General features: G+C 71.5%; 16 protein-coding genes and 2 tRNA genes. 4 read left to right on the plus strand and 14 right to left on the minus strand.

Translation table 11 applies throughout. The features are described 5' to 3' along the window. The first annotated feature begins 4 nt into the window (after positions 1-4). From FE374_RS05460 to rdgB, 3 genes are read left to right on the plus strand one after another with little or no spacing between them, the layout of a single operon-like run. On the plus strand, positions 5-316 hold the full coding sequence (locus tag FE374_RS05460) for a cupin domain-containing protein (RefSeq protein WP_139927594.1): 312 nt from the start codon (positions 5-7) through the stop codon (positions 314-316). 56 nt (positions 317-372) lie between these two features. Further along, positions 373-1,149, plus strand: a complete 777-nt coding sequence (gene rph, locus FE374_RS05465) for a ribonuclease PH (protein WP_139927595.1) — start codon at positions 373-375, stop codon at positions 1,147-1,149. Continuing rightward, a complete protein-coding gene (gene rdgB, locus FE374_RS05470; protein WP_139927596.1) occupies positions 1,146-1,772 on the plus strand; it encodes an RdgB/HAM1 family non-canonical purine NTP pyrophosphatase in 627 nt (208 codons plus the stop codon). Before rph ends, rdgB begins: the two co-directional genes overlap by 4 nt. A 364-nt stretch (positions 1,773-2,136) precedes the next feature. Here the strand turns inward: rdgB and FE374_RS05475 are convergent, their stop codons facing one another. The 10 genes from FE374_RS05475 to FE374_RS05520 all read right to left on the minus strand — a co-directional run bounded on the left by FE374_RS05475 (position 2,137) and on the right by FE374_RS05520 (position 10,243). Beyond that, positions 2,137-2,547, minus strand: a complete 411-nt coding sequence (locus FE374_RS05475) for a DUF6855 family protein (protein ID WP_139927597.1) — start codon at positions 2,545-2,547, stop codon at positions 2,137-2,139. Positions 2,548-2,586: 39 nt separating this feature from the next. Further along, positions 2,587-2,991 (minus strand): DUF3054 domain-containing protein, encoded by a 405-nt coding sequence (locus FE374_RS05480; RefSeq protein ID WP_139927598.1) that lies wholly within the window; start codon positions 2,989-2,991, stop codon positions 2,587-2,589. Further along, on the minus strand, positions 2,991-3,527 hold the full coding sequence (locus tag FE374_RS05485; RefSeq protein WP_139927599.1) for an NUDIX hydrolase family protein: 537 nt from the start codon (positions 3,525-3,527) through the stop codon (positions 2,991-2,993). Before FE374_RS05485 ends, FE374_RS05480 begins: the two co-directional genes overlap by 1 nt. A 152-nt stretch (positions 3,528-3,679) precedes the next feature. Further along, entirely contained in the window at positions 3,680-6,196 is a 2,517-nt protein-coding gene (locus FE374_RS05490) for an ABC transporter permease (RefSeq protein WP_139927600.1), read from the minus strand. Between the two features lie 3 nt (positions 6,197-6,199). Beyond that, positions 6,200-6,970, minus strand: coding sequence for an ABC transporter ATP-binding protein (locus FE374_RS05495; RefSeq protein ID WP_139927601.1), 771 nt, complete (start codon positions 6,968-6,970; stop codon positions 6,200-6,202). 250 nt (positions 6,971-7,220) lie between these two features. Next, complete coding sequence (locus FE374_RS05500) at positions 7,221-7,997, minus strand: hypothetical protein (RefSeq protein WP_139927602.1); 777 nt, start codon at positions 7,995-7,997, stop codon at positions 7,221-7,223. A gap of 32 nt (positions 7,998-8,029) precedes the next feature. Beyond that, positions 8,030-8,111: transfer RNA gene (locus FE374_RS05505), tRNA-Leu, on the minus strand. A gap of 32 nt (positions 8,112-8,143) precedes the next feature. Continuing rightward, positions 8,144-8,620 carry a peroxiredoxin gene (locus tag FE374_RS05510; RefSeq protein ID WP_139927603.1) on the minus strand — a complete coding sequence of 159 codons (477 nt, stop codon included), beginning with the start codon at positions 8,618-8,620 and terminating at the stop codon, positions 8,144-8,146. A gap of 30 nt (positions 8,621-8,650) precedes the next feature. After that, complete coding sequence (locus FE374_RS05515) at positions 8,651-9,151, minus strand: peroxiredoxin (protein ID WP_139927604.1); 501 nt, start codon at positions 9,149-9,151, stop codon at positions 8,651-8,653. A 195-nt stretch (positions 9,152-9,346) separates the two neighbouring features. Beyond that, entirely contained in the window at positions 9,347-10,243 is an 897-nt protein-coding gene (locus FE374_RS05520) for a formylglycine-generating enzyme family protein (protein WP_139931388.1), read from the minus strand. Positions 10,244-10,597: 354 nt separating this feature from the next. Here FE374_RS05520 and FE374_RS05525 point away from each other — a divergent pair, with 354 nt between their 5' ends. Continuing rightward, a complete protein-coding gene (locus FE374_RS05525; protein ID WP_139927605.1) occupies positions 10,598-10,891 on the plus strand; it encodes a lipopolysaccharide assembly protein LapA domain-containing protein in 294 nt (97 codons plus the stop codon). Positions 10,892-11,061: 170 nt separating this feature from the next. Here the strand turns inward: FE374_RS05525 and FE374_RS05530 are convergent, their stop codons facing one another. The 4 genes from FE374_RS05530 to FE374_RS05545 form a co-directional block, all read right to left on the minus strand. After that, the gene (locus FE374_RS05530; RefSeq protein WP_139927606.1) at positions 11,062-13,425 is read right to left on the minus strand and encodes an arylsulfatase; all 2,364 of its coding nucleotides are present in this window, start codon (positions 13,423-13,425) and stop codon (positions 11,062-11,064) included. Positions 13,426-13,708: 283 nt separating this feature from the next. Further along, positions 13,709-13,781 (minus strand) — tRNA-Lys (locus tag FE374_RS05535). Between the two features lie 167 nt (positions 13,782-13,948). After that, positions 13,949-14,611, minus strand: coding sequence for a methionine ABC transporter permease (locus FE374_RS05540; protein ID WP_139927607.1), 663 nt, complete (start codon positions 14,609-14,611; stop codon positions 13,949-13,951). Next, the gene (locus FE374_RS05545; RefSeq protein WP_139927608.1) at positions 14,608-15,702 is read right to left on the minus strand and encodes a methionine ABC transporter ATP-binding protein; all 1,095 of its coding nucleotides are present in this window, start codon (positions 15,700-15,702) and stop codon (positions 14,608-14,610) included. The genes FE374_RS05540 and FE374_RS05545 overlap by 4 nt, the downstream gene beginning before the upstream one ends. Between the last annotated feature and the right edge of the window lie 32 nt (positions 15,703-15,734).

Below are 15,734 nucleotides of genomic sequence, written 5' to 3' on the forward strand. Positions count from 1 at the left end.
GCCCATGCCGCACGCCGCCGTCGCCCCGGAGCATGACCGTACCGGCGGCACCACCACCGCCACGGTTCCTCTGGACGGCGTGGACGGGCTCGACGTCGGCGTGTGGGAGATGAGCGCCGGCACCATGACCGACGTCGAGGTCGACGAGCTGTTCGTGGTGCTCGCCGGCCGGGCGACCGTGGAGATCCTCCCGGCGAACGGCTTCACCGCCGCCGTCGCTGAGCTGCGGCCCGGCACCGTGATGCGGCTGGCCGCCGGCATGCACACCGTCTGGACCGTCACCGAGCCGTTGCGCAAGGTCTACGTCGCCCGCTGACGGCGGCTGCGGACCGCCGAGGAGCCGTGTCGGTGCCGCCAGGTAGCCTGAAACGCATGAGCACCCAGACTCCCTCGACCGAGACCGGCCTGCGCGCGGACGGCCGCCGCCCCGACGAGCTGCGCGACGTGCGCATCACCCGCGGCTGGCTCGACGAGGCCGAGGGCAGCGTGCTGGTCGAGTACGGCCGCACCCGTGTGCTCTGCGTGGCCTCCTTCACCGAGGGCGTGCCGCGGTGGCGGCAGGGCTCGGGCCAGGGCTGGGTGACCGCCGAGTACGCCATGCTGCCCCGGGCCACCTCCACCCGCAGCCAGCGCGAGTCCGTCAAGGGCCGCATCGGTGGCCGCACCCACGAGATCTCCCGCCTCATCGGCCGGTCCCTGCGCGCCATCATCGACGTCTCCGCGCTCGGCGAGAACACCATCGTGCTGGACTGCGACGTGCTCCAGGCCGACGGCGGCACTCGCACGGCCGCCGTGACGGGCGCCTACGTGGCGCTCGCCGATGCCGTGGCGTGGGGCACCGCCCAGGGGCACATCAAGCCGCGATCGGGTGCCCCGGTGCTCACCGACTCCGTCGCCGCCGTCTCCGTCGGCATCATCGACGGCCGGCCCGTGCTCGACCTGCCGTACGTGGAGGATGTGCGCGCCGAGACTGACATGAACGTCGTCGTCACCGGCTCGGGCGACTTCGTCGAGGTGCAGGGCACCGCGGAGGGCGTCCCGTTCAAGCGGGCCGAGCTCGACACCCTGCTCGATCTCGCCGTCGCGGGCACCGCTCAGCTGCGCCAGATCCAGGTCGACGCGCTCGCCCAGCCGCTGGCGCGGCGATGACGCCGGTCCCCGCCGGCACCCGGCTCGTGCTCGCCACCCACAACCTGCACAAGGTCCGCGAGCTCGGCGAGATCCTCGCCCCGCTCGTGCTGGGCTTCGACCCGGGGGCGGTGCGCGGCGCCGCCGACCTGGGCGCGAGCGAGCCGGTCGAGGACGGTGTCACCTTCGCCGAGAACGCCCTGATCAAGGCCCGCGCGCTGGCTGCGGCCACCGGTCTGCCGGCCGTCGCGGACGATTCCGGGCTGTGTGTCGATGTCCTCGGCGGCGCGCCCGGGGTGTTCTCCGCCCGATGGGCGGGACGGCACGGGGACGACCGCGCGAACCTCGAGCTCCTGCTTGCCCAGCTCGCCGACGTGCCCGAGCGCCACCGCGGCGCCCACTTCGCATGCGCGGCCGCCCTGGTTACGCCGTCGGGCCTGGAGATCGTGAAGGAGGGCACGATGCCCGGCACCCTGCTGACCGCCCCGCGCGGAGCCGGTGGCTTCGGGTACGACCCCATCCTGCAGCCGGCGGGGGAGACCCGCTCCGCCGCAGAGCTGAGCCCGGCCGAGAAGAATGCGATCAGCCACCGGGGCAAGGCGTTCGCCGCACTGGCCTCGCACATCGTCGCCGCGCTGGGCTAGCGGGCACACCGTCCCGGCGTCGCCCTGACGGAGCACGGCCCTTGGTGGGACAACGAGCCCTAGGGGACGACGGTGCCGGGTGGTCGACCGTCAGCAGCGGCCGAGACCCGGCCGCGCCCACCAGGCCTCCGGTCCTCGGAGGCCGGCGACCCTGAGGTGATCCCCCAATGATGCAGACCCTCCCCGCTACGCCGACCAGCGCCACCCCCGCGGCCAGATGTGCGCCGCCCTCGTCCGCGAGCTCGTACAGCCGCTGACCATCGACAGCGTCGCCGTTCCCGCGCCAGGACCGTTCGAGGCGCCGGTCGGGCCGCTGGCCGACATCAACGCGATCTTCACCGAGATGGAGGAGGGGTGGAGCCTCCTACAGCGCCCGCATCCGGTTGTTACGCGGGTTGTGCTCGAGCTCGGCCAGGCCGAGGGCCTCGAGCAGCGGTGGGAGGTACATGCCGAACCGACCCCGGTAGCCCTTGCGCAGCCCGTACCAGCCGCCGACCGGGTTGTCCGCCGACCGGCCCCACGCCTCGACCGTGCCCTCCTTGGCCGGTTTCTGCTCGTCGGCGGCCCCGAGCGGCACCCAGTCGCCGACCTCCTTGAGCATGGCGTGCAGGTCCCCGACCGCCCGCGCCTGGTAGGTGAGCGTCGTCGCGCCGACCACGCAGACCAGGGTCGGTGGGTCGGCCGAGCCGTCCCGGTACATCGTGTACTCCGAAGTCCCCGGTGGCGTGCGCAGCACCCAGGGATCGTCCTTGGTGCCGGTGGTGTCCTGTGCCATGGTGTTGCCCCTGTCTTCGGCGGGTGGGGTCGGTCGCTATCAGAGGTAGCGCGCCTGGCGCCCCCGGCGCCGTACGAGCACCTCGGGTACCACGCGCCAGCCGATGAGCAGCACGGCGAGCACCGCAGCCGTGACCAGCGGGAAGGCGCCCGAGAGCCCGTCGCCACTGGCCCAGCGCAGGCCGAGGCCCACCACGGTGGTCACCGCCCAGACGAGCACGCCGGTCGGCCAGAGGATCGTCGGCACGTCGCGGGTGCCGGGGGCCATCCACGCCACGACCAACCCGACCACGAACGGCCACGCCGTGCCGAGGTACTCCCCGAGCGGCGTCCCGTGCGTGAGGTTGCCCACCACCACGAACCCCAGCACGCACACCAGGTCCAGGGCGAACCACAGCAGGACGTTGGTGGAGCTGTCGCCAACCGGCTCCGGATCGGTCTCCATCAGCGCAGCCTTCCTAGGTGGGCCAGGGCCTGACGCAACAGGCTCGCATGGCCCTCGCTCATGTCGCCGAGCACCTCGGGCGTCAGCGCCTCGGCGGGGGTCAGCCACGTCAGCTCCAGCGTGTCGTGGCTGGGTCGGCAGTCTCCGACGACCGGCACCACGTAGGCGAGGGAGACGGCGTGCTGGCGGGGATCGTAGAACGGGCTGCCCGGCGTGGGGAAGTACTCCCCGACGGCGTAGGGCAGCGGCGAGAGCGGGATGCGCGGCAGGGCCATCGGACCGAGGTCCTTCTCCAGGTGCCGCTCGAGGGCCTCGCGAACCGTCTCGTGGAAGAGCACCCGTCCGGAGACGAGTGCCCTCGAGATGGTGCCCGCCTCGGTGGCCCGCAGCAGCAGGCCCACCTCCTCGAGCTCACCACGTCCGTCCACCCGCACCGGCAGCGCGTCGATGTACATGATGGGCACTTTGCGGCGCACCAGGGCCAAGTCCTCGGGGGAGAGCCAGGGCCCGAGGTCACCGCTCGCTATGTCACTCACGGAACCGTTCTATCGTGCCCGGCCGCCAGACGCGAGATCGCCCCGCCGTGGGGGCTGCCGGGGCGGGTGCCGGACCCGGCCTGGCCGGTCCGTCCGCGCGGCTGCGGGCGCCGGTCCCGCCGGCGCCCGCAGCCACGTCCGGGTTCGCCGCGCTACTCCACGGTGATCGCGCGCAGGACGTCCACCCGGCTGGCCCGGCGTGCCGGGCCGACCGCGGCGAGCACGCCCACCACGGCGGCGACCACGAGGTAGATCCCGAGCGTGGGGACGGGTACGGCCACCGAGCTGATGCCCTGCTCGCTCAGCGCCCGGGCGAGGGCGACGCCGGCGGCGGTGCCCAGCCCGATGCCGGTGACCGCGCCGAGCAGCGCCATGAGCACGGACTCGCGGCGCACCACCGCGCGCACCTGGCGCTGGGTGGCGCCCACGGCCCGCATGAGCCCCAGCTCGCGGGTGCGCTCGACCACCGAGAGCACCAAGGTGTTGACGATGCCGAGCACCGCGACGATGACCGCGAGCAGCAGCAGCGCGGTGACGATCCCGAGCATCTGGTCGATCTGCGCCCGGACATCGGCCGTGAGATCGGCCGTGTCCTTGACGGCGACGTTCGGGTACCCGGCCAGCGCGTCCGCGATCGACTGCTTCGCGTCGCCCGTGGTCGTGGTGACCAGGATCGACGCGGCCAGCCTGGAGGTGACGTTGGCCTCGTAGTCGCCCAGCTCGAGGATGTAGGCGGACCCTACGAGGTCATCGGCGGTGAAGGTGGCCGCCACGGTCAGGTCGACCGGGCCCGTCTCCGGGAAGGTCACCGTGACGGAGTCGCCCGGCGCGAGGCCGAACGCCTCGGCCTGATCGACGCCGAGCAGCATGGTGCCGGGGCCGAAGTCCTCGACGGAGCCGGCGGTGATGCCGAGGTCGGCGACCTGCTCCAGGTCCGCGGCCGGGGCGCCGACGACGAACGTGCCGGCGTCCTGGACGCGGGCGCCGGAGAAGCGCATCTCCACCGCGGCCTCGACGTCGTCCCGGTCGCGCAGCACCTCGACCACCTCGGGGCTGATCCCGCTGCCCTGACCGACCGGCTGGAGGATGAGGTCCGAGCGCATGCCGTCGCCGACCATGCCCTCGATCGAGCCCTTGGCGGACTCGGCGGTCACGGCCACCGCCGAGACGACTGTCAGGCCGATCGTCAGGGCCAGCGCCGTCGCCGCGGCCCGCTGCGGGGAGCGGGCGATGTTGCGGGCGGCGAGCCGCCACCCGCCTCCTCGTCGGCCACGGCCGGCGACGGCGGCCATCGCCTGGGCGAGCAGCGGACCAGCTGCCACCAGGCCGGCGAACGCCGTCAGCGCCGCGACCCCGGTGAGGACCGGCTGGTCGCCGACGACCGCGCAGGCCGTCAGGCCGCCGAGCCCGGCCACGAGGAGGACGACCCCCGCCACCCGCCGTACGGGCCCGATGCCGGCGGCGGTCGGCGCAGCGTCCCGCAGCGCCTCGATGGGGGCGACCCGCGTGGCGGACAGCGACGGGACCACGGCGGCGGCGACCGTGACGACGACGCCCACGAGCAGCGCGGCCACGACGGTGCGTGGCTCCACGGCCGCGGAGGTGGTCGGCATCTCCATGCCCATCACCGCGAGCAGCTCGCGGATGCCGGTGGCCAGACCCACCCCGGCGCCCAGCCCGAGGGCGGCGGAGACGAGTCCGATGATGCCGGCCTCGATGACGAGCCCGCCGAGGACCTGGCCCCGCTTGGCGCCCACGGCGCGCAGCAGCGCGACCTCGCGACGCCGTTGGGCGACGATGACGTTGAAGGTGTTCCAGATGACGAACGAGCCGACCAGCAGCGAGACCCCGGCGAAGACCAGCAGGATGTTGGTGAACACCCCGAGCCCCTCGCGGATCGCGGCGGAGCCCTCCGCGGCGAGCTGCTCGCCGGTGAGCGCCTCGGTGCCGCTCGGCAGCACGGCCTCGACGTCGGCGCGCAGCTCCTCGGCGCTGACGCCGTCGGTGGCGGCGATGTTGATCTGGTCGACCTTGCCGGTCTTGCCGAGGAGCTCCTGGGCGGTGGTCATGTCGAAGGACGCCATCGTGGCGCCCGCCAGGCTGTCGGTCTCACCGAAGCCGGTGATGCCCGCGACGGTGAACGTCTGGGGCCCGCCCTCGAGGACGACCGTGACGTCGTCGCCGACGGCGTAACCAGCCTTCGCCGCGGTGGCGGCGTCGAGCGCCACCTCGTCGGGACGCACGGGCGCGCGGCCCCCGCGGTAGGAGAAGTTGCCCATGAGGAGCGGGTCCGCCGGGGCGTTCGCGCCGAGCGTGGGCGCACCCCCGGGTTGGACGGCCTCACCGTCCTTGTCGAGGACGAGCGCGAAGCCGGTGAGGCTGCCTTCGGCGGCGGCCACGCCGGGCAGGGCGGCCACCGTCTCGAGGAGGTCGTCGTCGAGCGGGCGCGGCTGGCCCTGGGTGGTGATGTCGGAGTAGGCGGCCTCGGCGCGCACCGCGACGTCGGTGCCCTTGGTCAGGCCGGTGTAGAGCTCGTCGAAGGCCTTGCTCATCGTGTCCGAAAGCACGAACGTGCCCGAGACGAACGCGACGCCGACCGTCACGGCGAGGACGGTGAGGACCAGGCGGAGCTTGTGCGCGAGGAGGCTGCGCAAGGAGACCTTGAACATCGTCTACTCACCCAGCCGCTTCATGGTCTCGAGCACACCGTCGCGGGTAGGCGCGGCCAGCTCGTCGACGATCGCGCCGTCGGCCAGGAAGATCACACGGTCGGCGTAGGAGGCGGCGACCGGGTCGTGGGTCACCATGACCACCGTCTGACCGAGCGTGTCCACGGCCGAGCGCAGGAACGTCAGCAGCTCGGTGCCGGTGCGGGAGTCCAGGGCGCCGGTGGGCTCGTCGGCGAAGACCACCTCGGGCCGGGAGACCAGGGCGCGGGCAACGGCGACGCGCTGCTGCTGCCCGCCCGAGAGCTGGCTGGGGCGGTGTCGCAGGCGGTCGCCGAGCTTGAGGGTGGAGATCACCGTGTCCACCCAGTCCCGGTCGAGGCGGCGGCCCGCCAGGTCGGCCGGCAGGGAGATGTTCTCCTCCGCAGTCAGGGTCGGCAGGAGGTTGAACGCCTGGAAGACGAATCCGAGGCGGTCGCGGCGCAGCACGGTGCGCTCGGCGTCGCTGAGAGTGGCGAGGTCGGTGCCGCCGATTAACGCCTGCCCGGAGGACAGTGTGTCCAGGCCGGCGAGGCAATGCATGAGCGTGGACTTGCCGGAGCCGGACGGGCCCATGATCGCGGTGAAGGCGCCGGGTGCGAAGGAGACGCTCACGCCGTCGAGGGCGACGACGCGTGACTCGGCGTCGGTGCCGTACTCCTTCCGGGCGTCGAGGACCCGGGCGGCGACGCCGCGCTCGGCGGCGGGGGTGGGTGGGACCAGCGCGGTCTGGCGCATGAACGGATTCCTTCGGAGGGTCGGTGGTGCGCAACGGAGGATCCGGGCCGAACGCCCGGTGCCCAGCCTGAAACTAGGGCCGGGCCGGGGTTGCGCGGATCGGCCGCGGGAGCGAGCTTCGGAGCGGGCCCTCCGCCTTGAGGTGGAGCGGGTCTCCGCCTCAGGTGCCAGACAGAACCCGATACAAACCCCAACAGGAGTGCGAGATGTCATCTCCTCCGACAGATGTCACCCCGCCCGTACGGCCGGGTCAGACGTTGACGTGATCAGCGTCGGACTGCAGCGAGTCCCCGGGAAGAATCGTGAGCGCTTCGAGGTCGGGGGCGGCAAGGACCGCGCCGATCGTCTCCGCCGTGCCGGCGACCAGGGTGGAGTCGAAGTCGACCTCGGTGGCCACGCACCAGGCGTGGTCGGCAGGCCAGAACAGGCTGGGTGACTGCGTCCACGGGACCCTCGCGCCGTCGTACCGCGCGAGCTCGGTCATCGCGTCGAGCGGCCCGCGGAACACCCGATACTCGCGGCCGGGCAGCTCAAGGGGCTGCGCGGGCGGGTAGAGAGCGGGCAGCTGCTCGACGGCGCTCGTCCCGCCGTCGGTCAGCGTGAGGCGGGTGCTGGCACCGTTGTGCGATCCCCAGCCCTCCCACATCGCGAAGTAGCAGTCGTCGGGGGCGGCGGTGTGCGTGGCGAGCAGGTCGACCAGTGCCTCGAGGGCGGGGAGCGGGAGGTTCCCCTCGGGTGGTTCGCCGCCCTGCCACAGCTCGGAGTCGTGCGCGTAGGGGTCGTCCGCGCCGATGAGGGCGTGCCACTGCACGGTGGGGTGCACGCGCCGGCCGGTGAGCCGGGCGACGTCGGCCCACGTGGAGTAGCCGTCGCCGTCGTCCCGCGCGACCGGGTGAAGGACCCTTGCGTAGGCGGGGTAGCCGTCCGGTGCGACGCCGGTGACTCGGCCCCACCCGCCGGTGAGGCGGTCGGTGAGCCAGGCGGCCGGGGTGAGGTCGTCGACGATCTGCACCTTGTCTGTCCACATGCCGCCATGGTGGCAGCACCGACAAGGATGGGTGCGCGAGAGGGGACTCGAACCCCTACGCCCGAAGGCACCAGGACCTAAACCTGGCGCGGCTGCCAATTACGCCACTCGCGCTCGCGCCCCAGCGTAGTGGGGCTGTCGGGACGTCAGGCGTCGACGCCCAGCAGCTTGCGCAGCCGGGCCACGTGGCCGGTGGCGCGCACGTTGTACTGCGCCTCGGTGACGGTGCCGTCCGGTGCCACCACCACGGTGGACCGGATGACGCCGACGTAGGTCTTGCCGTAGTTCTGCTTCTCGCCCCACGCGTCGTAGGCCTCGAGCACCTGGTGCTCGGGGTCGGACGCGAGGGGGAAGGTCAGGCCCTCGTCGGCGGCGAACTTGGCGAGCTTGGCGGGCGGGTCGGGGGAGATGCCCACGACGGCGTAGCCCGCGCCCTGGAGAGAGGCGAGGCTGTCGCGGAAGTCGCAGGCCTCCTTCGTGCATCCCGGGGTGCCGGCGGCGGGGTAGAAATAGACGACGACGCCTTCTGTGGCGGCGCGGCGCAGGGCGGCCAGGCTCACCTCGCCGTCGGCGGTGGGCAGCGTGAAGTCGGGGGCGGTGTCGCCGGGGGTGAGGCGCGTCATGGGGGTCTCCGAGAGCTCGAAAGGGTGGGGTCAGGGCCGGACGGCGGCGTCGACCGGCTCAAGCACACCGAGCTCGGCGCGCAGGGTGCGCACGTGCCCGTCGGCGGCCACGTCGTACCAGGCGAGCCGGAGCGTTCCGTCGGGGTTCACCACGAAGGTCGATCGGTGTACGCCGTCGAAGGTGCGGTCACCGAAGGTGAGCGGACCCCAGGTGCCGTACGCCTCGGCGACCGTGTGGTCGGCATCCGAGGCGAGCGGGAAGGTCAGGTGCTGGTCCGCCGCGAACGCCTCGAGGTCTTCGACCGGATCCGCCGAGACGCCGACGACGCCGAACCCGGCGCCGCGGAGGGAGGCGAGGTTGTCGCGGAAGTCGCACGCCTCGGTGGTGCACCCGGGCGTGGCCGCCTTCGGGTAGAAGTACACGACCACCCCGCGCTCGTGCGCCGCACGCAGCTCAGCGAGGGAGACCTGCCCGCCGCCCGCGACGGGCAGGGTGAAGTCCGGGGCGACGTGGGACGGGTGCAGGGGCATGGATCCTCCGATGGTGGGCGTGCGGATCCATCTTGTCATCACCTACTGGAATACGTCAGGCATGCTCCGGAATCCGCGGGTGGGCCGCGCACCGGCACCTGGACAACATCTTCGCCGTGTCTTGACGGTCACACCGAGCGGCCGCGCCCAAGGCGTCTCGCTCGCCCTCGTGGAGCCCGATCCGACGACGCCCGGCTAGCGTCGCCCTGACCGCCTGACGCACCGGAAACCGATGTGCGTCGTCGCCGAGTCCTCCGACTCCGGTGACCGAGCCGCGGGCCGGTAGCGCTCGCAATACTCGGGGGCGCAAAGATGGGAGCCGCCCTTGAGCGTCCGCGCGACGCCGGTTGCCGGCCGGGCCACCGGCTGGAGCGGAAGGCCGACCGTCGCGGGGCTGCAGCAGGAGGGCACGACGTGCGTGGAGGCGTAGGGGGTGGTGGTCCACTCCCAGACGTTTCCGATCATGTCAGCAAGGCCGAAACCGTTCGGGGGGAAGCTTCCGACCGGTGACGTCCCGAACCAGCCGTCGGCACCTGTGTTGTCGTACGGGAAACGTCCCTGCCAGGTGTTGGCCATGAGAGTGCCGCGGGGTCTGAGCTCTTCGCCCCATGCGTAGGTCGCCCCGTCGAGCCCGCCACGGGCGGCGTACTCCCACTCCGCCTCGGTCGGCAGGAACGCGCCCGCCCAGGACGCGTACGCGGCGGCATCCTCGTAGCTCACCTGTACCACTGGGTGGTCGGCCTTGTCGTCGATGCCGCTGCCTGGTCCGTGCGGTGTCCGCCAGGTTGCCCCAGCCCGCCAGTCCCACCACTGCCGCCAGAGGGTGAGGTTCACCGGGCCGGGCGTGCCGACGAACACAACGGAGCCGGGCGCAAGGTCTTCCGCGGCGGCACCGGGAACGAGGGCGGGGTCGACGGGCCGCTCGGCAACGGTGACATAACCAGTGGCCCCGACGAACCTGGCGAAGTCGGCGTTGGTGACCGGATTTACGTCGATCTCGAACCCCGGCACCGTGCGGTCGTGCACGGGTCCCTCGTCGGAGTAGTGCCCCGTCGCGCCCATCCGGAACCGTCCGGCGGGGATACGGATCATGCCGTCGGACGTCACTGGGCCATGTTGGCTGCTCGCCCTCATGGAGTCCTCCCTCGTAACGGGTGACCGTCGCGCCGTTGGCGATGCCGGCCGGGTCATCAGGTACGGGTCCTGTCTTGCACGCCCTCTGCTGGCGACCGCGGTCCAGAGCCCCCTGCCGGCGACCGCGGTCCCGGCCGGCACTCGAGCCGCCCTGGCGAGGCCTGTGGTTTCCCGCCCGTGTCGCCATGATCCCTCGCCGCTGCGCTTGAGCGGTCCGACGGCCTGCGAATCCCCGCTGCAGGGTCATCCATGGCGGGTGACGCCCGTTCCAACCAGCGGTTCTATGGTCGGATGGCAACGTAGGAGGCGGTCATGGCCCAGCAGAGCCCCAGCCCCGCAAGCACTCCTGGAACTGGCGGCGGGCGCACCAAAGCCGGACTGAGCGGCGCGATGCTCGCCACGCTCGCCGGCGGCGGGCTGCTCCTCGTGTTCATCCTGCAGAACCGCGACGACGTCACACTGCAGTTCCTCGTCTGGAGCTTCACCTGGCCGATGTGGCTGTTCACCATCGTGGTGGCCGTACTCGGGTCGCTCGTGTGGATCGGGCTCGGCCTCATGCGGCGTCACCGCCGCCGTGTGGCGAGGCGGGACGCCCGAGGCGACTGACCCGCAGCACCCGGCACCCGGCGGAGGTGCTGCGGTCACGCCGCGCCCTGCCGCGGGCTCGCCCATGGTCGGCAGCGACACGACGCAGAACGGACACGCTCCGACGACGTTTCCCGGGACATGTCGGTACGCCCTCCACCTCGATCGAAGAGCGGTCGCGCAGATCCCGACTAGTCCCGTGCCATGAGGACGCGCAGGTCGGCCTCGTCGTCCGAGATCAGCTCGCCCGCGAGATCGACGGCAACCTGGTGGATCGTGCCGGTGAAGGCGAAGGGGGGCTTGTACTCCGCAGCCGGGGCGCCGAAGTCGGACCCGCAGCTCAGGCCCTCCAGCTCGAACAGCAGCGGTGTGGTGTACGGGAACTCGGCAGCGCCCACCAGGGCGCCGTCGACGTAGAGCTGCGCGCGTCCCGGCACCCCCTTGCCGTGCGGGATGTCCGGGTCGCCGGTTGGCTCGAACTCGTAGCGCAGCACGTGGTGGCCCTCGGTGAGCCCCCCGTCCTCGGAACTCACCTCGAAATGGTCGAGACCGACGTAGTTGTACAGGAAGATGAGCCGGCCGTCCTTGACGTAGAAGCTGTACCCGCCGGCGTCGCCGCCCTGGGCCAGCAGCACACCTTCCGCGCCACCCGCCGGGATCTCGACGTCCGCCTCGATGGAGTACGCGCGGTTGTAGATCGGGGGCGCCGCGAACGGGGGCACCACCGACCCGCCGGGGTAGTACACGAACCGGCTACGCGGCTTCGATGTCTGTGGGCGCGCGGTGGCAAGCCTGGCCTGGGCCGACCCGTCTAGCGGCAGCACCTTGTACTTTGCCGCCTCAGCCCACCAGCGGGAGACGAGGTCACGCAGGATCTGCGGATGGTCGGCGGCGACGTCACGGGACTCGGTGGGATCGTCGCTCATCCGGTAGAGCTCCCAGCCGGTTCGGTCAAGCTCCTCGAGCACGTCGGGCGTGATGGGGCTGCCGAACGAGCGGCCGCTCCGGCTCGCCGTCGTGAAGTCCGGTCCCGGCCAGGGGCACACCGCCCGCCAGCCGTCGTGGTAGATCGAGCGGTGGCCGAACATCTCGAAGTACTGGGTCACGTGCTGCGAGGGGGCGCCCGCCCCATCGAAGGTGCTGGCTAGGCTGACGCCCTCCAGGGGCGTCTGCGGCACACCGCGGACCGTCTCCGGCGGCTGGACTCCGAGCGCATCGAGCACCGTGGGAACCATGTCGATCGCGTGCGCGTACTGCGTGCGGACCTCCCCCCGTGCCGCTATCCCGGCCGGCCAAGCGAGGACGAAGGGGTCCGTCGAGCCGCCGCGGTAGGTCTCTCGCTTCCATCGCCGGAACGGCGTGTCGCCGGCCCACGCCCAGCCCCAGGCGTAGTGGTTGTAGGAGGACGGCCCGCCGAGGTCGTCGATGTGCGCGAGATTGTCCTCGAAGCTCTCCGGCACCATGTTGAAGAAGCGCATCTCGTTGAACGAGCCCGTGGCACCGCCCTCGGCGGAGGCGCCGTTGTCGGAGATGATCATGATGAGCGTGTTGTCGAGCTCACCGATCTGCTCGAGCGTATCGAGGAGCCGCCCGAAGTGGTGGTCCGCGTGCGTGACGAACCCGGCGAACACCTCCATCATCCGCGCGTAGAGGCGCCGCTCGTCCGCCGAGAGCGTCGACCACTCGGGGACGTCCGGGTCCCGGGGCGACAGCTGGGCGTCGGCGGGGAGCAGACCCATCCTCTTCTGGCGCCCGAGGACCGTCTCACGGTAGGCGTCCCAGCCCCCCTCGAACCGGCCCCGGTACCGGTCCGCCCACTCCTTGGCAACGTGGTGCGGCGCATGCCCGCACCCGGTGGCGTAGTACATGAAGAACGGCTTCTCAGGCGCGTTGACGTGCGCGTCGAGCAGGAACGTGATTGCGTGGTCAGCAAGGTCCTCGCTGAGGTGGTAACCCTCGTCGGGGCTCCGTGGTGCGGGGATCGGGGAGTTGTCCAGCGTCAGATCGGGATACCACTGGTTGGTCTCACCGCCGAGGAACCCGTAGAAGCGCTCGAACCCGCGGCCGAGCGGCCAGCGGTGAAAGGGTCCAGCCGCCGTGTTCTCCTCCGACGGCGAGAGGTGCCACTTGCCCAGGCAGAACGCGTTGTACCCCGCGGGCACCAACATCTCAGGCAGCATGCCGTTCTCGAACGGCATGCGGCCGTCATAGCCCGGGTACCCGGTCGCGAGCTCCATGATGCAGGCGACACCGCTCGAATGGTGGTTGCGACCAGTGAGGATGCTCGCCCTCGTGGGCGAGCACAGCGCGGTGGTGTGCATGTTCGCGTAGCGCAGCCCGGCCGCGGCTACCCGGTCGATGTTCGGCGTGTCGACCAGCCCACCGAAGCAGCCGAGCTGGCCGTACCCGACGTCGTCGAGCACGAAGAACAGAACGTTCGGTGCGCCGTCCGCAGCGCGCGCCGGTGCCGGCCAGGCTGGGCTCGACTCATGGACCGTGCGCCCGATCGTGCCGGGGAACTCGCCACCGGGAGGGTACTCAACGAGATCGCTCATCGACGCTCCTGGATCGGGAGGGTTGCACGAGGCGGATGGCGCGACTATCAGCCGTGCCGCTGCACGGGGCATCATCCGGCCGGGGTGACTGGCTCCCGCGTCGCCCTTCCCGCTACGACTGGCGACCGGCGGGGGACGGCGCCTGCCGCGTACGCGGTGGGAGGCCGGCAGGAACAGTCCGTGCAACGTGACGCATGTCGCCCGGGGTGACCGGAGCCTGGCTGCTGGGCGTGTACGACGAAAGGTCCCCGCCCCACGGAGCGGGGACGAGGACCTTCGGGAGTACACCGCCCGGGACTTGAACCCGGAACCCACTGATTAAGAGTCAGTTGCTCTGCCAATTGAGCTAGCGGTGCTCGGCGCCTGCGGAACTCTGCCCCGGCGCGAGTTGAAACATTACCGCACCCGTCGGAGGCCCTCAAACTCCAGGGGTACCCGCGGCCGGGTGACATCAGGCACACCGGCGTCTGGGGGAGGGCATGTCAGTCGCGGAGCGGATGACATGTCGCGAGCAAGTCGCGGGTCAGCGGTGCAGCACCTTCCGGGCGAGGTAGTTGCCGAGGAACTGCACCGCCTGAACGAGGGCCACGATGACCAGCACCGTGATCCACACCGTCACCCAGTCGAAACGCTGATAGCCCTGCGTCAGGGCGAAGTTCCCGAGGCCGCCACCGCCGACGATGCCGGCCAGGGCGGACATGTCCACGACCGCGACGAAGATGAACGTGTAGCCCAGGATCAGCGGGGCGAGCGCCTCCGGGATGACCACCGTGCAAATGATCCGCAGCGGGGACGCGCCCATGGACCGGGCAGCCTCGATCAGGCCCGGGTCGAGCGCCACGAGGTTCTGCTCGACGATCCGTGAGGTGGCGAAGGACGCCATGATCGCCGCCGGCACGATGAAAGCGTCCGTGCCGATACGTGAGCCGGTGATCAGGATCGTCAGTGGACCCATCGCCGTCAGGAAGATGACGAACGGGATCGGCCGCACGAAGTTCACGAGCACGTTGAGGAACGTGAACACCGCGTTGTTCGCGAACAGCCCGCCCTTGCGGGTGGTGTACAGCGCCAGGCCCAGGACGAGGCCCACCAGACCACCCACGCCCAGGGCGACGGCGACGATGTAGATCGTCTCGCCGAAAGCCTCGAGGAACACCTGCCAGTCTTCGGCCCAGTCGAACTTCATCGCTGTTCCTGTCCTTCGCTCGGGGGCGCGCTACCCGTCGCGGGCGAGCCGGGGACGGCGCCGGCGAGCTCGGGGTACTCGTGCACGGTGGTGTGGGTGCGGAGGTCGGTCAGCGCCCCGTCGATGGCGGCGGGCTCGCCGGTGAGGGCGAGCGTGAGCGACCCGAAGGGGCGCTCACCGATCTCGGTGATGCCGCCGTACACGATCGCCCCGTCCACCCGGTACTCGGCGAGGGTGCGCATCAGGCGGGCGGAGGAGCCGGTCTCCTCCTGGATGCCCACGGTCACCAGGGTGCCGGGGTGGGTGGCGGCCAGCCGCCGCAGCGACTCGGGGCTGGGACGGTCCCGCAGCGAGGTGCCGACGAACCGGCGCGTGGCCTCCTGCTGGGGGTTGGAGAACACGTCGTAGACGGCGCCCAGCTCGACTACCCGCCCCAGCTCCATGACGGCGACCCGGTTGCACAGGTACTTGACCACGTCCATCTCGTGGGTGATGACCACGATCGTGACACCGAGCTCGGCGTTGACACGGCGCAGGAGCCCAAGCACGTCGCGGGTGGTCTCGGGGTCGAGCGCCGACGTCGCCTCGTCGGCCAGGAGGATCTTCGGGTCCCGGGCCAGGGCCCGGGCGATCCCCACACGCTGCTTCTGCCCGCCGGAGAGCTGCGGCGGCCGGACATTCGCCTTGTCCGCAAGCCCGACGAACTCCAGCAGCTCGGTCACCCGGGCCGCGCGCCGCACCTTGTCCCAGCCGGCGACGCGCAGCGGGTAGGCCACGTTCTCGGCGACGGTCTTGGACGGGAAGAGGCTGAACTGCTGGAACACCATGCCGATCTCGGCGCGGACTCCGCGCAGCGCCTTCTCGCCCATCGCCGAGACCTCAGCGCCGTCGACCACGAGACGCCCGGTGGTGACCGGCTCCAGGCCGTTGATGAGCCGCACGAGCGTGGACTTACCGGCGCCCGAGTACCCGATGACGCCGAAGATCTCGCCCCGGTCGATGGAGAGGGTGACGTCCTCGACCGCGTGCACCGCGCGCGGGCCGTCGCCGAACGTCTTGTGCACGCCCTCGAGGCGGATGAAGTCGGTCATGGGGTCATTGTCCCGGTACGTCTGGTTCGTTC

Source organism: Georgenia yuyongxinii, from assembly GCF_006352065.1.
GTDB lineage: Bacteria > Actinomycetota > Actinomycetes > Actinomycetales > Actinomycetaceae > Georgenia > Georgenia yuyongxinii.